This window comes from Klebsiella africana, from assembly GCF_020526085.1.
Lineage (GTDB): Bacteria > Pseudomonadota > Gammaproteobacteria > Enterobacterales > Enterobacteriaceae > Klebsiella > Klebsiella africana.
Window position 1 is genome coordinate 2,718,422 of sequence record NZ_CP084874.1, and the last position, 17,249, is coordinate 2,735,670.

General features: G+C 57.7%; 18 protein-coding genes. 11 read left to right on the forward strand and 7 right to left on the reverse strand.

Annotation, left to right across the window (positions count from 1 at the left end):
* The first annotated feature begins 144 nt into the window (after positions 1–144).
* From ynfE to clcB, 5 genes are all read left to right on the forward strand, one after another.
* The gene (gene ynfE, locus LGL98_RS13310; RefSeq protein ID WP_136034059.1) at positions 145–2,580 is read left to right on the forward strand and encodes a selenate/tellurate reductase subunit YnfE; all 2,436 of its coding nucleotides are present in this window, start codon (positions 145–147) and stop codon (positions 2,578–2,580) included.
* 10 nt (positions 2,581–2,590) lie between these two features.
* Positions 2,591–3,208, forward strand: a complete 618-nt coding sequence (locus LGL98_RS13315; protein ID WP_080897404.1) for a DMSO/selenate family reductase complex B subunit — start codon at positions 2,591–2,593, stop codon at positions 3,206–3,208.
* A gap of 1 nt (position 3,209) precedes the next feature.
* Entirely contained in the window at positions 3,210–4,067 is an 858-nt protein-coding gene (locus tag LGL98_RS13320) for a DmsC/YnfH family molybdoenzyme membrane anchor subunit (protein WP_136034056.1), read from the forward strand.
* Positions 4,068–4,109: 42 nt separating this feature from the next.
* A complete protein-coding gene (gene dmsD / locus LGL98_RS13325) occupies positions 4,110–4,718 on the forward strand; it encodes a Tat proofreading chaperone DmsD (protein ID WP_136034054.1) in 609 nt (202 codons plus the stop codon).
* Positions 4,719–4,852: 134 nt separating this feature from the next.
* Positions 4,853–6,148 (forward strand): voltage-gated ClC-type chloride channel ClcB, encoded by a 1,296-nt coding sequence (clcB, locus tag LGL98_RS13330; protein WP_136034052.1) that lies wholly within the window; start codon positions 4,853–4,855, stop codon positions 6,146–6,148.
* Here clcB and bioD read toward each other — a convergent pair.
* The 3 genes from bioD to LGL98_RS13345 form a co-directional block, all read right to left on the reverse strand.
* A complete protein-coding gene (gene bioD / locus LGL98_RS13335) occupies positions 6,101–6,796 on the reverse strand; it encodes a dethiobiotin synthase (RefSeq protein WP_136034050.1) in 696 nt (231 codons plus the stop codon). The two genes, clcB and bioD, sit on opposite strands and share 48 nt — an antisense overlap.
* 127 nt (positions 6,797–6,923) lie before the next feature.
* Positions 6,924–8,144, reverse strand: coding sequence for a sugar metabolism global transcriptional regulator Mlc (gene mlc, locus LGL98_RS13340; protein WP_136034485.1), 1,221 nt, complete (start codon positions 8,142–8,144; stop codon positions 6,924–6,926).
* A 123-nt stretch (positions 8,145–8,267) separates the two neighbouring features.
* Positions 8,268–9,170 (reverse strand): multidrug efflux transcriptional activator YnfL/SxtR(Kp), encoded by a 903-nt coding sequence (locus LGL98_RS13345; protein ID WP_136034048.1) that lies wholly within the window; start codon positions 9,168–9,170, stop codon positions 8,268–8,270.
* Between the two features lie 130 nt (positions 9,171–9,300).
* On the opposite strand from LGL98_RS13345, the gene LGL98_RS13350 reads away from it, so the two are divergent.
* Entirely contained in the window at positions 9,301–10,551 is a 1,251-nt protein-coding gene (locus tag LGL98_RS13350; protein WP_136034046.1) for a multidrug efflux MFS transporter YnfM/SxtP(Kp), read from the forward strand.
* A 30-nt stretch (positions 10,552–10,581) separates the two neighbouring features.
* Here the strand turns inward: LGL98_RS13350 and LGL98_RS13355 are convergent, their stop codons facing one another.
* A complete protein-coding gene (locus LGL98_RS13355; protein ID WP_210235180.1) occupies positions 10,582–10,674 on the reverse strand; it encodes a KPN_01571 family protein in 93 nt (30 codons plus the stop codon).
* A gap of 216 nt (positions 10,675–10,890) precedes the next feature.
* Here LGL98_RS13355 and LGL98_RS13360 point away from each other — a divergent pair, with 216 nt between their 5' ends.
* The 4 genes from LGL98_RS13360 to LGL98_RS13370 all read left to right on the forward strand — a co-directional run bounded on the left by LGL98_RS13360 (position 10,891) and on the right by LGL98_RS13370 (position 14,710).
* Positions 10,891–12,378, forward strand: coding sequence for a carboxypeptidase M32 (locus LGL98_RS13360; protein ID WP_136034044.1), 1,488 nt, complete (start codon positions 10,891–10,893; stop codon positions 12,376–12,378).
* A gap of 163 nt (positions 12,379–12,541) precedes the next feature.
* The gene (gene asr / locus LGL98_RS13365) at positions 12,542–12,961 is read left to right on the forward strand and encodes an acid resistance repetitive basic protein Asr (protein ID WP_226651861.1); all 420 of its coding nucleotides are present in this window, start codon (positions 12,542–12,544) and stop codon (positions 12,959–12,961) included.
* Positions 12,962–13,030: 69 nt separating this feature from the next.
* A complete protein-coding gene (gene ydgU, locus LGL98_RS26405) occupies positions 13,031–13,114 on the forward strand; it encodes a small membrane protein YdgU (RefSeq protein ID WP_049245797.1) in 84 nt (27 codons plus the stop codon).
* 783 nt (positions 13,115–13,897) lie between these two features.
* Positions 13,898–14,710, forward strand: coding sequence for a trypsin-like serine peptidase (locus tag LGL98_RS13370; RefSeq protein ID WP_168435398.1), 813 nt, complete (start codon positions 13,898–13,900; stop codon positions 14,708–14,710).
* 179 nt (positions 14,711–14,889) lie between these two features.
* Here the strand turns inward: LGL98_RS13370 and kpnF are convergent, their stop codons facing one another.
* From kpnF to LGL98_RS26445, 3 genes are all read right to left on the reverse strand, one after another.
* Positions 14,890–15,219 carry a multidrug efflux SMR transporter subunit KpnF gene (kpnF, locus tag LGL98_RS13380; RefSeq protein ID WP_136034040.1) on the reverse strand — a complete coding sequence of 110 codons (330 nt, stop codon included), beginning with the start codon at positions 15,217–15,219 and terminating at the stop codon, positions 14,890–14,892.
* Positions 15,206–15,568, reverse strand: coding sequence for a multidrug efflux SMR transporter subunit KpnE (gene kpnE / locus LGL98_RS13385; protein ID WP_136034038.1), 363 nt, complete (start codon positions 15,566–15,568; stop codon positions 15,206–15,208). Before kpnE ends, kpnF begins: the two co-directional genes overlap by 14 nt.
* A 119-nt stretch (positions 15,569–15,687) precedes the next feature.
* Complete coding sequence (locus tag LGL98_RS26445) at positions 15,688–15,786, reverse strand: protein YdgV (RefSeq protein WP_475702803.1); 99 nt, start codon at positions 15,784–15,786, stop codon at positions 15,688–15,690.
* Positions 15,787–16,011: 225 nt separating this feature from the next.
* On the opposite strand from LGL98_RS26445, the gene LGL98_RS13390 reads away from it, so the two are divergent.
* Positions 16,012–17,046: an AI-2E family transporter gene (locus tag LGL98_RS13390; protein ID WP_136034036.1), complete on the forward strand. Its 1,035-nt coding sequence runs from the start codon at positions 16,012–16,014 to the stop codon at positions 17,044–17,046.
* Positions 17,047–17,249 lie beyond the last annotated feature (203 nt).

A 17,249-nucleotide genomic window follows, 5' to 3' on the forward strand; every position in this document is an offset into this window, starting at 1 on the left:
TGTGACTTTCAAATGAAAGATCTTATCTCTGGTTGACCAGGGATAAGATCTGCCAATTACCCATAACGTATTATCGCTCACCCCTGCGTCTGTTAATGGCACAGAGGCCCTTCTCCGTACAACATAACGATCATGGAGTGAGCAATGTCGAATCAGGAATCTCCCGGCGGCGTCACCCGACGCGCGCTACTCAAATCCACAGCCCTCGGTTCCCTCGCGCTGGCCGCCGGCGGGCTTACCCTGCCCTTTACGCTGCACCGCGCCGCGGCGGCGGTACAACAGGCTACCGGCGACAACACCCGCATTGTCTGGGGCGCCTGTTCGGTCAACTGTGGTAGCCGCTGCGCCCTGCGGCTGCACGTGCGTGATGATGAAGTGGTCTACGTCGAAACGGATAACACCGGCGATGACCGCTACGGCGATCATCAGGTGCGCGCGTGCCTGCGCGGGCGTTCGATTCGCCGACGCATCAATCACCCGGATCGCCTTAACTATCCCATGAAGCGCGTTGGCAAGCGCGGAGAAGGCAAATTCGAGCGTATCAGCTGGCAGGAAGCGCTGGATACTCTCGCCGACCGACTGAAAAGCGTGGTAGCGCAGTATGGCAATGAAGCCGTCTACATTAACTACTCTTCAGGGATTGTCGGCGGCAACATCACCCGCTCGTCGCCATCCGCTTCGCCGGTGGCGCGGCTGATGAACTGCTACGGCGGCTCGCTTAACCAGTACGGTACCTACAGCACCGCCCAGATTGCCTGCGCCATGCCCTACACCTACGGCAGTAACGACGGCAACAGCACCTCGGATATTGAAAATAGCAAGCTGGTGGTGATGTTCGGCAACAACCCGGCGGAGACCCGGATGAGCGGCGGCGGCATTACCTGGTATCTGGAACAGGCCCGCGAGCGCTCCAACGCGCGGATGATCGTTATCGACCCACGCTACACCGATACCGCCGCCGGTCGGGAAGATGAGTGGATCCCCATTCGCCCCGGCACCGACGCCGCGCTGGTGGCCGGTATCGCCTGGGTGTTGATTAACGAAAATCTGGTTGACCAGCCTTTCCTTGATAAATACTGCGTTGGCTACGACGAGAAAACGCTGCCGGAAGGCGCCCCGGCCAACGGCCATTATAAGGCCTATATTCTCGGCGAAGGTGATGACGGGGTCGCCAAAACGCCACAGTGGGCAGCGCGTATTACCGGCATCCCCGCCGATCGCATCATCAAACTGGCGCGCGAAATCGGTATGACCAAACCGGCCTACATCTGCCAGGGCTGGGGACCGCAGCGCCAGGCCAACGGTGAGCTTTCCGCCCGGGCGATCGCCATGCTGCCAATCTTAACCGGCAATGTCGGCATCAACGGCGGCAACAGCGGCGCCCGCGAGTCAACCTACACCATCACCATTGAGCGCCTGCCGGTGTTGGAAAACCCGGTCAAGACCGCCATCTCCTGCTTCACCTGGACCGATGCCATCGCCCGTGGCCCGGAGATGACCGCCACCCGCGACGGCGTGCGCGGCAAAGAGAAACTGGATGTGCCGATCAAGTTCCTGTGGAACTACGCGGGCAACACCATTATTAACCAGCACTCCGACATCAATAAGACTCACGATATCTTGCAGGATGAGAGTAAATGCGAAACCATCGTGGTTATCGACAACTTTATGACCTCCTCGGCGAAATACGCCGACCTGCTGCTGCCTGATCTGATGACCGTCGAGCAGGAAGATATCATCCCCAATGATTACGCTGGCAATATGGGCTATCTGATTTTTATCCAGCCCGCCACCTCGGCGAAGTTCGAACGCAAACCTATTTACTGGATCTTAAGTGAAGTCGCGAAACGACTCGGCGATGACGTATACCAGCGCTTTACCGAGGGGCGCACCCAGGAACAGTGGTTGCAATATCTGTATGCCAAAATGGTGGCGAAAGATCCGGCGCTGCCGGCCTACGACGATCTGAAGCAGATGGGCATCTACAAGCGTAAAGATCCGAACGGCCACTTCGTCGCTTATCAGGACTTCCGCCGCGATCCGGACGCACATCCGCTCAAAACGCCGTCCGGCAAAATTGAGATTTACTCCAGTCGGCTCGCCGAGATTGCCGCCCGCTGGCAGCTGGAGAAAGACGAAGTCATCAGCCCGCTGCCGGTCTACGCCTCCACATTTGAAGGCTGGGACGATCCGCTGCGCAGCCAGTACCCGCTGCAGCTGTTTGGTTTTCATTATAAAGCACGCACCCATTCCAGCTACGGCAATGTAGACGTGTTGCAGGCCGCCTGCCGTCAGGAGGTGTGGATCAACCCGCTTGACGCGGAAAAACGCGGGATTAAAAACGGTGATCTGGTGCGAGTGTTCAACCAGCGCGGCGAAGTCCGTCTTCCGGCAAAAGTAACACCACGCATCATGCCGGGGGTCTCGGCGATGGGCCAGGGCGCCTGGCACGACGCTAATATGGCCGGAGACCGGGTCGACCATGGCGCCTGCATGAATACCCTGACTACCCACCGCCCGTCGCCGCTGGCGAAAGGGAATCCGCAGCACACCAACCTGGTCGACATCGAGAAGGTGTAAGGAGTAAACCATGAGCACGCAATATGGATTCTTTATCGACTCCGCTCGCTGTACCGGGTGCAAGACCTGCGAGCTGGCCTGTAAGGACTACAAGAATCTTACCCCCGAGGTCAGCTTTCGCCGCATCTATGAGTATGCCGGCGGCGACTGGCAGGAGGACAACGGTGTCTGGCAGCAAAACGTGTTTGCTTATTACCTCTCTATCGCCTGTAACCACTGCGAAGATCCGGCCTGTACCAAGGTCTGTCCGAGCGGCGCAATGCATAAGCGCGAAGATGGGTTTGTGGTGGTCAACGAAGATGTCTGTATTGGCTGCCGCTACTGCCATATGGCCTGCCCGTACGGCGCGCCGCAGTACAACGCCGACAAAGGCCATATGACCAAGTGCGACGGCTGTCACGAGCGCGTCGCCGAGGGGAAAAAACCGATCTGCGTCGAGTCCTGCCCGCTGCGGGCGCTCGATTTCGGGCCGATTGCCGAGCTGCGCGCAAAGCACGGCCAGCTGGCCGCGGTGGCCCCGCTGCCGTCGGCGCACTTCACCCGGCCGAGCATAGTGATCAAACCTAACGCCAATGCCCGGCCGTGTGGCGATACCACCGGTTACCTGGCGAACCCAAAGGAGGTGTGAGATGGGAAGCGGATGGCATGAATGGCCACTGGTGCTGTTTACGGTACTGGGGCAATGCGTGGTCGGCGCGATCATCGTTAGCGGCCTCGGCTGGCTGTCACTGGCGGATCAGCACGCCGCAAGACAGCGACTGGTACGCTGCATGTTTTTTATCTGGCTGCTGATGGGCATCGGGTTTCTTGCTTCGGTGATGCATCTCGGTTCGCCACTGCGCGCGTTCAACTCGCTGAACCGCGTCGGCGCCTCGGCGCTGAGCAACGAAATCGCCAGCGGCGCTCTGTTCTTCGCCGTGGGCGGACTCTGGTGGTTGCTGGCGGTGCTGGGGAAAATGCCGGTGGTACTGGGAAAAGTCTGGCTGATCGTCACTCTGCTGTTGGGTCTGCTGTTTGTGCTGGCGATGACCCGGGTTTACCAAATCGATACCGTGCCAACATGGTACAATGGCTATACCACCAGCGCCTTTTTCCTGACGGTGCTGCTCAGCGGGCCGCTGTTCGCCGCCCTGCTGCTGCGGCTGGCGAAAGTGCAGTTTAACGGTTGGTTTTTTGCCGGACTGAGCGTGGCCGCGCTGGTCATCAGCGCCGCAGTTATCGTTATGCAAAGCGCCGGGCTCGGCGCCATTCATAGCTCAGTCCAGCAGGCCGCCGCTCTGCTGCCAGATTACGGCAAGCTGCAGGCGCTACGCCTGATACTGCTGGCCCTGGGTCTTGGCTGTTGGCTATGCCCGCTGATCCGTCGCCAGTCGCCGCGCGCCATGGGGCTGCTGGTTGGTCTGCTGCTGGTGTTGATCGCCGAATGTATTGGCCGCGGCCTGTTTTATGGTCTGCATATGACCGTTGGTATGGCGGTTGCCGGTTAATGAGACGGCGCGCCCGAGCGCGCCGCAGTAAGGAATAAAGTGATGATGCCGATCCCAAACCGCGACGCCGTCGCGTTAAGCGCCCGCACCCTGGGCGCGCTGTTCTCTTATGCGCCGAATAGCGCGGAAATTGCGCCGCTGGTCGCCGCCTTCCAGGACGGGAGCTGGCAGCAGCAGTGGCCCTTCCCGGTAGCGGCCCCGCTGGCGTCAGGATTTACCGCTTCAGCTGAAGAGACGTTGCCTGAAGCCTGGCAGCGCCTGTTTATCGGGCCGTGGGCCTTGCCGGCGCCGCCGTGGGGCTCTGTTTGGCTGGATAAGGAGTCGGTACTGTTTGGCGATTCCACGCTGGCTCTGCGCCAGTGGATGCGCGAGAACGGCATCGCGCTGGCGGCCGATGACAACGAACCGGAAGATCATTTCGGCACCTTGCTACTCCTGGCGGCATGGCTGTGCGAAACAGAGCAGGATGCGTTATTCGCTCAGCTGCTGGCCTGGCATCTGTTGCCGTGGTCGGGGCGCTTCCTGCGCGTTTTTGTCGACCACGCCGCCCACCCCTTTTACCAGGCGCTGGGTCAGCTGGCGCAGGCGACCCTGGCGCAGTGGCAGGAGAATCTGCCGATCGCCGTGGCGGAGAAACCGCTTTATCGTTAATCCTGTCACCGCGCCGGTATCCGGCGCGGTGTTAAAGTGCCCCTTTTCGGTCGCTCACCCGCACTTATCGCTTTTGCATCTAAGGTTATTCCCTATCACAATAAGGCCATGTTTTCCGAACCTTGCCGTGACTGATGCACCGTCTCCATCCCTATCCTGATGTGCAGGTGATGTTTCGCCGCCTGCTGATCGCCACCCTGATTGGTCTTCTCGCCGCGCTGGCGGTGGCGCTGTTTCGCCACGCCATGGTCGTGCTGGAAACGCTGTTTCTCAGTAACAACAGCGGGAGTCTGGTCAACGCCGCACAGTCGCTGCCGGCATGGCGCCGACTGATTACCCCGGCGCTGGGCGGCCTGGCGGCAGGAACGTTACTCTGGCTCTGGCAAAGGCGCAGCGTCGCCCGTCCGCATGCCGCCACCGATTATATGGAAGCCCTGGAGACCGGCGATGGCTGTTTCGATACGCCAGCAAGCCTGGTGAAATCGCTGGCGTCATTGCTGGTCGTGGTGACCGGCAGCGCCATTGGCCGGGAAGGCGCCATGATCCTACTGGCCGCGCTGGCGGCCTCGCTGTTTGCCCGCCGCTTCACGCCGCAGAGTGAATGGAAGCTATGGGTCGCCTGCGGCGCTGCCGCCGGGATGGCCAGCGCCTATCATGCCCCGCTGGCCGGTAGCCTGTTTATCGCTGAAATTCTCTTTGGCACGCTGATGCTGGCCTCGCTTGGGCCGGTGGTGATCTCGGCGGTGATCGCCCTGCTGTTGACGCAGTTTCTCAATGGCGGCGCCGCGCCGCTGTATCACGTCGTGTTGCAGCAGAATCTCAGCGCCCTGCACTATGGCTTAATGCTGGCGACTGGCCTGCTGGCCGGGCTGTGCGGGCCGCTGTTTATCTGGCTGATGGACTACAGCCATCGCGGATTCGTTAAACTGAAACTGGCGCCGCCGTGGCAGCTGGCGCTGGGAGGGCTGATTGTCGGTGGCTTATCGCTCATCACCCCGGCTGTGTGGGGCAACGGCTACAGCGTAGTGCAAAGCTATTTGCTGCTGCCGCCGTCCGGTGCGCTACTGGTGGGCATCTTCATCTGCAAACTGCTGGCGGTGCTGGCCAGCAGCGGCTCCGGCGCGCCTGGCGGGGTCTTTACCCCCACGCTGTTTGTCGGCCTGGCGATGGGCATGCTGTTTGCCTGCTTCAGCAGGCTGTGGCTACCGGGGAGTGAAGAGATGACCATCATGATGGGTCTGACCGGCATGGCGGCGTTTCTGGCTGCCACGACTCATGCGCCAATCATGTCTACTTTGATGATTTGTGAGATGACCGGGCAGTATACGCTGCTGCCCGGCCTGCTGATAACCTGCGTCGTGTCGTCTGTGCTGTCGCGGACGTTACGCCGGGATTCGATCTATCGCCATCACGTTGCCGAGCATGTCTAAATCGACGTAGCGGCTTAGCTCGCGCTGTTCGGCGCGCGGCAGGTACGGCAGTTCGCCAACCAGCGGTGCCGGCAGCTTTTTGCTGAGCACATCGATGATTTCAGCGTAGTGCGCCAGACCGGGGTTGATCCGGTTGGCCACCCAGCCGATCAGCGGCAGCCCGTCATTGGCGATTGCCTGGGCGGTAAGCAGCGCATGGTTGATGCACCCTTCCTGGATCCCCACCACCATCAGTACCGGGAGCTGCTCCTGCACCACCCACTCGGAAAGGGGCCGCAGGTCGTTCATCAGGCTGCGCCAGCCGCCGGTGCCTTCAACCACCACGTGTTCGACCTGCCCGCTAAGCCGCTGCAAACCATCCGACAGCAGACCATAGTTAATCGGACAGCTGTGCGCCACGCTGCTTTCGTCTTCACTTAAGGCGATGGGATTGACCGCCTCATAGGGTAACGCCAGCGTTGAGACGCTCTGCAGTACCAGCGCGTCTTTATTGCGTAAACCGTCCGGCGTCTCTTTGCTGCCCTTCGCCACAGGCTTGTACCCGGCCACGCTTTTGCCTCTGGCAGCAAGTGCCTGCAACAGCGCACGGGAAACCACTGTCTTCCCGACAGAGGTGTCTGTACCTGTAATAAAGAAACGCTTAAACATCACTAACCCCACAGTTTTGTCGATGAAATATACGGGAAAGAAATAATCAACAGTGGGCAAAGTCTACGTGATGCCGTTGGGGGTCGGCTTGAGATAGCGCAATTTTTGGTGCGACTATGAAAAAATGTTAACCCTGTAACAGTCGTATGAGTAAGGATCCGTTATAGAGCGCATCCTTGACCAGCGCCGCACCAGCCATCGTTCCACGGTTGGAGAACTGGGTGCTTTCGACAGCAATATGCTGGCTGTAGGCGGGCAACGATTGTTGCCGAATGCAGCTGGAAATTGCCGGAAAAAGGATGTCTGCCGCCAGATTAAACGGCGAGCCAATGAGGATTTTCTGTGGGTTAAACAGGTTGACCATGATCGCCAGAATGCGACCGACGTGGTTACCCACGCCGCTAATAATGTCTCTGGCCAGCAGATCGCCCTGCAGCGCCGCCTGGCACAGCCACTCAACGCTCAGCGGACGCTGGTGCAGCAGCGAGCTCATCGACTGCGCCATGCGCATCTGCGCCAGCTCCAGCACGCTCTCCACGCTGGCGATGGTTTCCAGACAGCCATGGTTGCCGCAGTAGCAGCGTTTGCCGTAGGGATCGACCTGAGTATGGCCGATCTCCACCAGGCTGCTGCTGCCAGCATGCAGCAGGCGACCATCGGTGATAACCCCGGCGCCCACGTTATGGTCGATCACCACCTGAATGACGTCCCGCGCGCCGCGCGAGGCGCCAAACAACGATTCCGCCATGGTCCAGGCGCTGATGTCATGCTGAATATAGACCGGCACGCCGGTATGATTAGCCAGTGCTTCGCCCAGCGGAACGTCTTTGACATCCTCATAAAACGGCATGCGATGAATAATGCCATTTTCGGTATCGATAATTCCTGGCATCGTCATGGCGATGGAGGTAAGGCGTTCCAGCTTCTTTTGATGGCGAATAAAGAACCGATCAATGTGGTCGATAACGCGGGTGAGAAACGGCGTACTGTCGGTGAGCGCCAGCTCCAGCTGATCTTCAACCACCAGCTGGCTGCTTAAATCCCGCAGCGAAAGGTGGATCTCGCCGCGGCTGATGCGCACCGCCAGATAGTGCCAGGCTTCGGTTTCCACCATCAGTCCTACCGCCGGGCGGCCACGGCTACCGGGCTCCTGGATCTCCGTCTCCTGCACCAGATGCGCTTCCAGCATTTCGCGGACGATTTTGGTGATACTGGCAGGCGCCAGTTGCGCAAATCGGGAGAGGTCGATACGCGAAACCGGGCCGAGCTGATCAATCAGGCGATATACAGCGCCCGCATTGGTCTGCTTAATTTGATCGATATGGCCTGGTTGACTATCCGCTACCACCATTGACTCCCTTATTTTCGCGCTTCGAAATAAACTTTCGGCTATGGTGAAGCACTTCGATGGTGAACGTCAAATTTTTACTTAGCCTTGTGATTTACTGCACATTTCCAGCCCGTTTTCGTCTCAATTCTGCTCGGTTTTCCAGGCCAGCAGCGCATCGCGAAAGCGTTTTGCCAGCGCCCCCTGTTCATGATGCTTCGACCACACCAGCCACATCTCCGACACCGCATCCTGTTCGTCAATCGGCAGCCAACGCATTTCACTGAGCTGCACGCGCTGAAAGGAGGCCGGCAGAATCGACACTCCCAGCCCGGCCGCCACCAGGCCGATAATGGTCATCGCCTCCCCCACCTCCTGGGCAATCACCGGCGTATGCCCGTAGCGGCGCAGCAAGCCGAGGATATCGTCATACAGGCCGGTGCCGACATGTGGGTCGAAAAAGACGAAAGGTTCACGCGCCAGCGCCGCCAGGCTGACCGAGGGCTGACGGGCCAGCGGATGGTTGGCCGGCACCATCGCCAGCAGCGGTTCGCGCAGCACCCGCTCCCATGCCAGGGTGTCCGGTAACTGAGTATTGCGCAACAGTCCCAGGTCGAGGGCTCCCTCGCTTAAGGGCACGATCTGTTCGCGAGTGTTGGTCTCCCGCGTCAGAATATGCACATCCGGATAGCGCTGGCGAAACATCGACAGCGTATCCGACACCGCCTTAATAAAAGGCGCCGACGAAGTAAAACCAATACGCAGCTCGCCAGTTTCCCCATGATGCAAACGCGCGGCGCGGGCGGCCGCGTCATCCACCTGGGCGAGGATTTGACGGCTGTCAGCGAGAAACTGCTTTCCGGCCGCCGTCAGGCTAACGCTACGGTTGGTACGGGCGAACAGGCGCGCCCCGGTCTGCTGCTCGAGGATCTGAATTTGCTGGCTTAACGGCGGTTGCGAGATGTTCAGTCGCGCTGCGGCGCGGCCAAAATGCAGCTCTTCGGCGACAGCGATAAAGTAGCGCAGATGACGCAACTCGATATTCATATTTAAAACGTCTTATTTGAGATTATTAATATATTAGACAGAATATTTACATTTTCATACCCTAAAAATGTGAGCTGAATGGTCACAACACTCTGTTGGTAAGCAGCAACTTCTACGCAAGGAATTCTCTGTGAGTCGTACAACAACCGTTGACACCGTGCCGGCGGGCGAGGTCAGCGTCGCTGGTGCATCCCGCCCGGATCAGTTTATTAAACGCGGCACCCCGCAGTTTATGCGCGTCACCCTCGCGCTGTTCTCCGCCGGGCTGGCCACCTTCGCCCTGCTCTACTGCGTGCAGCCGATCCTGCCAGTACTGTCGAACGAGTTCGGCGTATCGCCGGCCAGCAGCAGTATCTCACTCTCCATTGCCACGGCGATGCTGGCGGTAGGCCTGTTGTTTACCGGCCCGCTCTCCGATGCCATTGGCCGCAAACCGGTGATGGTCACCGCCCTGCTGCTGGCCGCCTGCTGCTCGCTGCTGTCGACGATGATGTCCAGCTGGCACGGCATTCTGATTATGCGCGCGCTGATTGGCCTGTCGCTGAGCGGCGTAGCGGCGGTCGGCATGACCTACCTGAGCGAGGAGATTCATCCCAGCTTTGTCGCCTTTTCCATGGGGCTCTATATCAGCGGCAACTCCATCGGCGGCATGAGCGGCCGCTTGCTCACTGGGGTATTCACCGATTTCTTCGGCTGGCGCGTGGCGCTGGCGGTAATCAGCGGCTTCGCGCTGGCTGCAGCCGTTATGTTCTGGCGCATCCTGCCTGAGTCTCGGCATTTCCGTCCCACCTCGCTGCGACCAAAAACATTACTGATTAACTTTCGCCTGCACTGGCGCGACCGCGGCCTGCCGCTGCTGTTCGTCGAGGGTTTTCTGCTGATGGGGGCCTTTGTCACCCTGTTTAACTACATTGGCTACCGGCTGATGATGTCGCCATGGTCGTTAAGCCAGGCTGTGGTGGGACTACTGTCGGTGGCCTATCTCACCGGTACCTGGAGTTCACCGAAGGCGGGCGCCATGACGGTACGCTATGGCCGCGGGCCGGTAATGCTCGGCTTTACGACGGTGATGCTCTGCGGTCTGCTGCTGACGCTCTTTTCTTCACTGTGGCTCATTTTCATCGGCATGCTGTTGTTTTCGGCGGGATTTTTCGCCGCGCACTCGGTTGCCAGCAGCTGGATTGGCCCCCGCGCCCGCCGCGCCCGCGGCCAGGCGTCATCGCTGTATTTGTTCAGCTATTATTTAGGCTCCAGTCTGGCGGGGACGTTAGGCGGGGTGTTCTGGCACCACTACGGTTGGAACGGCGTCGGAGGCTTTATCGCGCTACTGCTCCTTGCCGCGCTTCTGACCGGCACGTGCTTGCATCGGCGACTGAAATAGTCGTTTGTTACGTGGCCTGCGGGCCACGTTTCACCACATGCCCATGATGGATGACAAACCCATCAACTCTCTCAAGGCATCAATGGACAATAAAGCAATAAACAGCCAGGTGAACGGATTCATAAACCACCCCCGAACCTCCAGACCTGTGTAATCGATCACAGTTTAGTACCGATATGTTACCGTTTTCTGTCACACCGATCACAGAGGTGAGCTTATTCTCCCGCCATGTGTCTTTCCCTTCCCCTGTGCGCAACGCTCGACCCGCGGGGCGTATCAGGATAGTGTAGAACCAGACCGATAATCTCTTTATTCACCTGTCACGGACCGCACGCTACTATGACTGAAAATACGCCTTATCAGCAGCTTACCCGCACCTTTCAGCGCCTGTCGCGCTTTTCACATCTCTCCGCCATCGCCGGCTGGGATATGTTCGCGATGATGCCCCCGGGCGGGAGCGTCGCCCGCAGCGAAGCGCTGGCCGAACTCGGCGTGCTGCAGCATCAGATCCTGACCGATAAAAAAGTGGGACAATGGCTACAGGAGGCCCGCCAGCAGGATCTTAATGATGTTGAACAGGCCAACCTGCGCGAAATGCAGCGTCAGTACGATCAGGCGGCGCTGCTGCCGGAGAGCCTGGTGGAAGCAAAATCGCTGGCCGGCAGCCGCTGCGAGCATGCCTGGCGCAGCCAGCGTCCCGCCAATGACTGGACGGGCTTTGCCGACAATCTTCGCGAGGTGGTCAAACTGAGCCGTCAGGAAGCGCAGATCCGCGCCGATGCCAGGGGAGGCTCACGCTACGACGCGTTGCTGGATATTTTCGAACCGGATATGACCAGCGCCCGGCTGGACAGCCTGTTCGCCGATCTCAAATCGTGGCTACCTTCCCTGCTTAGTCAGGCGGTGGAGAAGCAGGCGAAGCGGACGCTGATCGCCCCGCAGGGGCCTTTCCCGATTGCTGAACAACGGGAGTTGGGCCTGCAGGCAATGCGTATCCTCGGCTTTGACTTCGACGGCGGCCGCCTCGATATCAGCGCCCACCCGTTCTGCGGTGGCGTCCCCCAGGACGTGCGCATTACCACTCGCTACAATGAAAACGATCTGCTCAGCGCCCTGTTCGGCGTGATCCACGAAACCGGCCACGCCCGCTATGAACAGAACCTGCCCCGGCCATGGATCGACCAGCCGGTTGGACTCGCCCGCTCCACCGCCATTCACGAATCGCAGAGCCTGTTCTTTGAAATGCAGCTGGGGCGCAACGAGCGCTTCCTCAACCGCCTGTTGCCGGCGGTGCGCGAGCGCTTTGGCGACCAGCCGGCCTTCAGCCCGGATAATTTTGTCGCCTGGAATCAGCGAGTGAAACCGGGCTTTATTCGCGTCGATGCCGACGAGGTCAGCTACCCGGCACATGTGATCCTGCGCTATGAAATTGAACGCGCGCTGATCGACGGCGACATTGAGGTGGAAGATATCCCATCGCTGTGGGATGAGAAAATGCAGCACTGGCTGGGGCTGTCGACCACCGGCAATTATCGCGATGGCTGCATGCAGGATATTCACTGGACCGACGGCGGCTTTGGCTACTTCCCTTCCTACACCCTGGGCGCAATGTATGCCGCGCAGCTGATGGCCGCCGCCCGCCGCGCACTGCCGACCTTAGACCGCGATATCGCCGAAGGGGATTTCAGCGCCCTGTTCGACTGGCTGCGGCAGAATATCTGGCAGCATGGCAGCCGCTTCACCACCTCGCAGCTGATCCAGCAGGCCACCGGCGAAGAACTTAGCAGCCGCTATTTCCGCGACCATCTTACCGCCCGTTATCTATGATCGTGCGCGCCGGGCTGCCCGGCGCGTCCTTCCCTTCTGGCTTGTACATTCGGTTACACGCCGATACCAAACACTCACGGAAAGCCCGAAAAGACAAGCATATAGTGATTTCACCGGCCCCGCAGTGGGGTTGAAATTAAGAAAACTTTTCGAGGATATCAGAATGAAAAAAGTATTAGCTCTGGTCGTTGCCGCTGCTATGGGTCTCTCTTCCGCCGCTTTCGCTGCTGATGCAGCAAGCACCACTCAGGCGCTAGCTGCTACCCACAGCACGGCTGCCAAGACCACCCATCACAAAAAACAGCACAAAGCTGCGGCAAAACCGGCTGCAGAGCAGAAAGCGCAGGCTGCCAAAAAACACAAAAAAGCAGACGCTAAACCCGCTGCAGCCCAGAAAGCCCAGGCCGCTAAAAAACACAAAAAAGCAGAAGCTAAACCAGCCGCTGCGCAGAAAGCCCAGGCCGCGAAAAAGCACCACAAAGCTGCGGCTAAACCGGTAGCTCAGAAAGCCCAGGCGGCGAAAAAACACCACAAAACCACTAAACACCAGGCCGCTAAACCGGCTGCACAGCCGGCAGCATAATTCTTCCCGGTGAACCAACCTTCTTAAATAATCGGCGCTGTTTCAGCGCCGTTTTTTCTGGAGAGCACTATGCTGCGGCGCTATCGTTTTGAGCTCATCCTGATCCTGCTAATCATTTGCGCAGTGGTTGCTACCCGCTTTTTCCTCTATTAATCCTATCCATCCCGCTCTAATTTTGCTGCATCTGCAGGCCTTGCAGAAAATGAATGCCGTGCAGCTGTCACCGTACGCCTTCCCACGTCTGCTTACCCTGAAAATTTCCACAGCGCAAAAATATGCCCGGCGCCCGAAGACGCCCGACATTTAAGTCATGAACTATCGCGCGCCAGCCATCTCACGGTGACCAGACGCTTATAGTGCGCGCACCGCTTCCATCACCAGATAGCCAGTCGCGCCCCAGATAGCGACCGAGACCAGGGAAACATAAACCAATGCGCGAATACCTTTTTTAGACATATACCCTCCGAACCACGGGGAAATAGAATTGAGGTATCATCGCCGGTATTACCTCTCTATTTACTCAACGGCAGGTTGACCGTAACAACGTTTTCGGTGAGAAAATGTTTCGCATTGAAAATAATTGCGAGAGGCGTAAAGAAGTGCGAATTCCGGTGAAGTTTTAGCGGTTAAGCACTTTATTTTTCAGCTAACCACCGGCATTTCAGGAATAATCTCAGTACACGATTGATGAATTATTCGCCGGATTCAGTACGTTCTGATACACGAATTCAGTTGCGCCGCACGCCGCTTTCTGCGGAAATAATCAGTGAAGCCTGTTAGCATTAACTGTTTGAAATCAGACGGTTTAGCCGGCAGTCTTCCTGGTCGCGCTCCGGTAAAGATTGCCGTTTGGGCTGACTGGAATTAGTGTTTACTTTCAAAAACTTAAATCTCCTGCTACTGTCAATAGACATCATAGCCTCCCCAGAGAGTGATATGCGTAGAGACGTTCTGTTATTACTGTGTGCATTTTATCTGTTGCCTCTGGGCGCCCATGCCGATGAGAGCGGTTTGAGCGCCAAAGATATTAAAACGCTCTTTTTCGGCCACGATGACCGTAAAGCCGTCAGCCATCCTGAAGAGAGCCCATGGGATGCGATTGGCCAACTGGAAACCGCCAGCGGCAATCTGTGTACGGCCACCCTCATCTCTCCGCATCTGGCGCTGACCGCGGGGCACTGTCTGTTAACCCCCCCGCGCGGCAAGCCGGACAAAGCGGTTGCTCTGCGCTTTATTTCTCGCAACGGCAACTGGGTGTATGAGATTCACGGTATTGATGGGCGGGTGGAGCCGGGTTTAGGCAAGCGTCTGAAGGCCGATGGCGATGGCTGGATTGTCCCGTCCGCCGCGGCGCCGTCAGATTTTGGCTTGATCGTACTGCGCTATGCCCCTTCGGGTATCACCCCGATCCCACTTTTCCCGGGCAGTAAGGCCGATTTAACCGCCGCGTTGAAAGCGGCAGACCGTAAAGTGACCCAGTCAGGTTATCCTGAAGATCATCTGGATAATCTTTACAGCCATCAGGATTGCATTGTCACTGGCTGGGCGCAAAGCAGCGTGCTGTCGCACCAGTGCGACACCCTGCCTGGCGACAGCGGCTCGCCGCTGCTCCTGAAGACCGAGGATGGCTGGCAGGTGATCGCCGTGCAAAGCTCCGCTCCTGGTCCGCAGGATCGCTGGCGGGCCGACAACCGCGCCATTTCCGTCACCGGCTTTCGTGATAAGCTCGAGGCGCTGGCCGGGGAGTAATGGACCGAGGTCGGCGAAGAATAGCAGTATTGACCACGTCCTGGCGGAAGATATTGTCCGAAAGCCGTGAACCTGCGCTGCCCTCATCGTCACCTGACGCAATAACAGCGGGGCCGGGCGTGAGGGCAGCTTACAGCATAGAGTCTGTGTTGCCGCCTGGCTTTGCAGGCGGCAAGACGTCAGGCGAGCTTAATGAGCACCATGCCGGCCACCAGCAGGATGACTCCCGCCCAGCCTTTGTTGTTCAGGCGCTGGCCAAACAATACCCAACCGGCGGCGATGGTCGCTGCGATACCGAAGCCGCCCCACAGCGCATAGGCGACTGAGAGATCGATCCCTTTGACCGCCTGTGACAGGGCGCTGAACGCCCCCAACACCGCCGCCAGGGACAGGATGCCGTAAATCTTGCGGCGGAAACCGTCGGAAAATTTCAAAAAAACGTTGGCGATGATTTCAAGCACAATGGCGATCGCCAGCCAGGCGGCATGAACCCACTCAAACTGCTGCATGGGTCACCTCCTGCGGTTTCGACGCCTTTTTCTGCGTGCCTGACTTAATTAAAACGATCCCCACCACCAGGGTGGTCAGGCCGGCTATTTTCAGCAGCGACAGACTCTCATCAAACAACAGCACGCTAAACAGGGTAATCAGCAAAATGCCAATCCCTTCCCACAGTGCATAGGCCACGCCAAGGGCAATTTTTTTAACTGCAAAGGCAAGAAAAATATATGACAGGGCTATCATCGCCAGCATTAAAATATAGCCGGTGTGGCCGCCACTCACGCTTGCCCATTTCATAGACAAGGTGCCGGTAATTTCAGCGACAATCGCTAAAGCTAATAAAATCCAATAAAACATGTTCCCTTCTCCTGCTTGAGAATATAATCCATTACCGTTTACGCAAGGCGTAAACAGGAAAATTTCTGACGTAGATTTCGCTGTGCGCTTGGCGCCAGCTCAGGCAGTAAGAAAGGTGACTATAGCGCCGAATGCCAGTGCTGCTCGCCGGCGAAACGGGAAAAAGAAAGGGATACTGCGGGGTGATTTAAAATATACATCCTGAACTGATTGTCCATAGAATTACAATTATCCGCGGTGTTGCTTCTCGTCCAGTGCGGATGAAAATTGTCCTCAGTAGTTATACACAGCTAAATTTGTAGCACAGTGCTACATTTAATTCAAAGACTTTGCAATTCTTTACGCCACCGTTTTGCTTCAATGCGTTTATTCTGCAAAAAAGCGTCATTATGCTAATGTAACGCAACCTGTTAATAGGCAAGGAAGATTGAGGTCGGGACCCTATGGCTAAACCCATTATTACACTTAACGGATTAAAGATGGTCATCATGCTGGGCATGCTGGTGATCATCCTTACCGGCATTCGCTTTGCGGCGGACATTATTGTGCCTTTTATTCTTGCCCTCTTTCTGGCGGTGATCATCAATCCGCTGGTACAACTACTGGTCCGCTGCCGGGTGCCGCGCGTACTGGCGATTTCGCTGCTGATTGGTCTCATTGTCATGCTGGCCGTGGTGCTGCTGGCCTCGCTGGGGACCTCGCTGAACGAGCTGGCGCGCACCCTGCCGCAGTATCGCAACTATCTCTATGAGCCGATGCAAACCATCGCCCCGTGGCTGCAGCGCATGGGGTTCACCGTTTCGGTGGTGGAGTTGAATAAATACATTGACCCTAACGCGGTGATGACCCTGGTGACCAGCCTGCTCACGCAGTTGTCGAACGCCATGTCCTCGATTTTTCTGTTACTGCTGACGGTGGTATTTATGCTGCTGGAAGTTCCCCAGCTTCCTGCCAAGCTGCAGCAGTTGATGTCCCGCCCGGTTGAAGGCATGGGCGCCATCCAGCGGGCCATCGACAGCGTGTCGCATTATCTGGTGCTGAAAACCGCGATTAGCCTGGTCACCGGCCTGGTGGTCTGGGGCATGCTGGTGCTGCTGGATGTACGCTTCGCCTTTATGTGGGGACTGCTGGCATTCGCGCTTAACTATATTCCCAATATCGGTTCCGTGCTGGCGGCTATCCCGCCTATTCTGCAAGTCCTGGTGTTTGGCGGCCTGTACGAGTCGCTGGTGGTGCTGGCTGGCTACCTGATCGTTAACCTGGTGTTCGGTAATATTCTGGAGCCGCGGATTATGGGACGCGGCCTGGGACTCTCGACGCTGGTGGTGTTCCTGTCCTTGATCTTCTGGGGCTGGCTGCTGGGTCCGGTCGGCATGTTGCTGTCGGTGCCATTGACAATCATCGTCAAAATTGCCCTGGAGCAGACCAGCGGCGGACAGAGTATTGCCTTCTTACTCAGTGATGTAAGTAAAGAATAATCTTTCTCCGGGCTGGCATCAGGCCGGCCCACGCCCTCACCTTTATGCCCGCAGTAGACCACTACACCTTTTGTATTAGTGATCCTCATCACAAAGGGCGACTCGAAATTATTACTCTCAAGCTAACGATCTTCCTCTACGCTTAATTGATGCCCAGCGCCACGCGACGCACACTAACTACCACCAGGACAAACAAACGATTT

Coding starts and splice junctions, on each gene's coding strand:
- ynfE (WP_136034059.1), top strand. CDS start 145: ATGTCGAATCAGGAATCTCCCGGCGGCGTCACCCGACGCGCGCTACTC.
- LGL98_RS13315 (WP_080897404.1), top strand. CDS start 2,591: ATGAGCACGCAATATGGATTCTTTATCGACTCCGCTCGCTGTACCGGG.
- LGL98_RS13320 (WP_136034056.1), top strand. CDS start 3,210: ATGGGAAGCGGATGGCATGAATGGCCACTGGTGCTGTTTACGGTACTG.
- dmsD (WP_136034054.1), top strand. CDS start 4,110: ATGATGCCGATCCCAAACCGCGACGCCGTCGCGTTAAGCGCCCGCACC.
- clcB (WP_136034052.1), top strand. CDS start 4,853: ATGCACCGTCTCCATCCCTATCCTGATGTGCAGGTGATGTTTCGCCGC.
- bioD (WP_136034050.1), bottom strand. CDS start 6,796: ATGTTTAAGCGTTTCTTTATTACAGGTACAGACACCTCTGTCGGGAAG.
- LGL98_RS13345 (WP_136034048.1), bottom strand. CDS start 9,170: ATGAATATCGAGTTGCGTCATCTGCGCTACTTTATCGCTGTCGCCGAA.
- LGL98_RS13355 (WP_210235180.1), bottom strand. CDS start 10,674: ATGAATCCGTTCACCTGGCTGTTTATTGCTTTATTGTCCATTGATGCC.
- LGL98_RS13360 (WP_136034044.1), top strand. CDS start 10,891: ATGACTGAAAATACGCCTTATCAGCAGCTTACCCGCACCTTTCAGCGC.
- asr (WP_226651861.1), top strand. CDS start 12,542: ATGAAAAAAGTATTAGCTCTGGTCGTTGCCGCTGCTATGGGTCTCTCT.
- ydgU (WP_049245797.1), top strand. CDS start 13,031: ATGCTGCGGCGCTATCGTTTTGAGCTCATCCTGATCCTGCTAATCATT.
- LGL98_RS13370 (WP_168435398.1), top strand. CDS start 13,898: ATGCGTAGAGACGTTCTGTTATTACTGTGTGCATTTTATCTGTTGCCT.
- kpnF (WP_136034040.1), bottom strand. CDS start 15,219: ATGCAGCAGTTTGAGTGGGTTCATGCCGCCTGGCTGGCGATCGCCATT.
- kpnE (WP_136034038.1), bottom strand. CDS start 15,568: ATGTTTTATTGGATTTTATTAGCTTTAGCGATTGTCGCTGAAATTACC.
- LGL98_RS26445 (WP_475702803.1), bottom strand. CDS start 15,786: ATGGACAATCAGTTCAGGATGTATATTTTAAATCACCCCGCAGTATCC.
- LGL98_RS13390 (WP_136034036.1), top strand. CDS start 16,012: ATGGCTAAACCCATTATTACACTTAACGGATTAAAGATGGTCATCATG.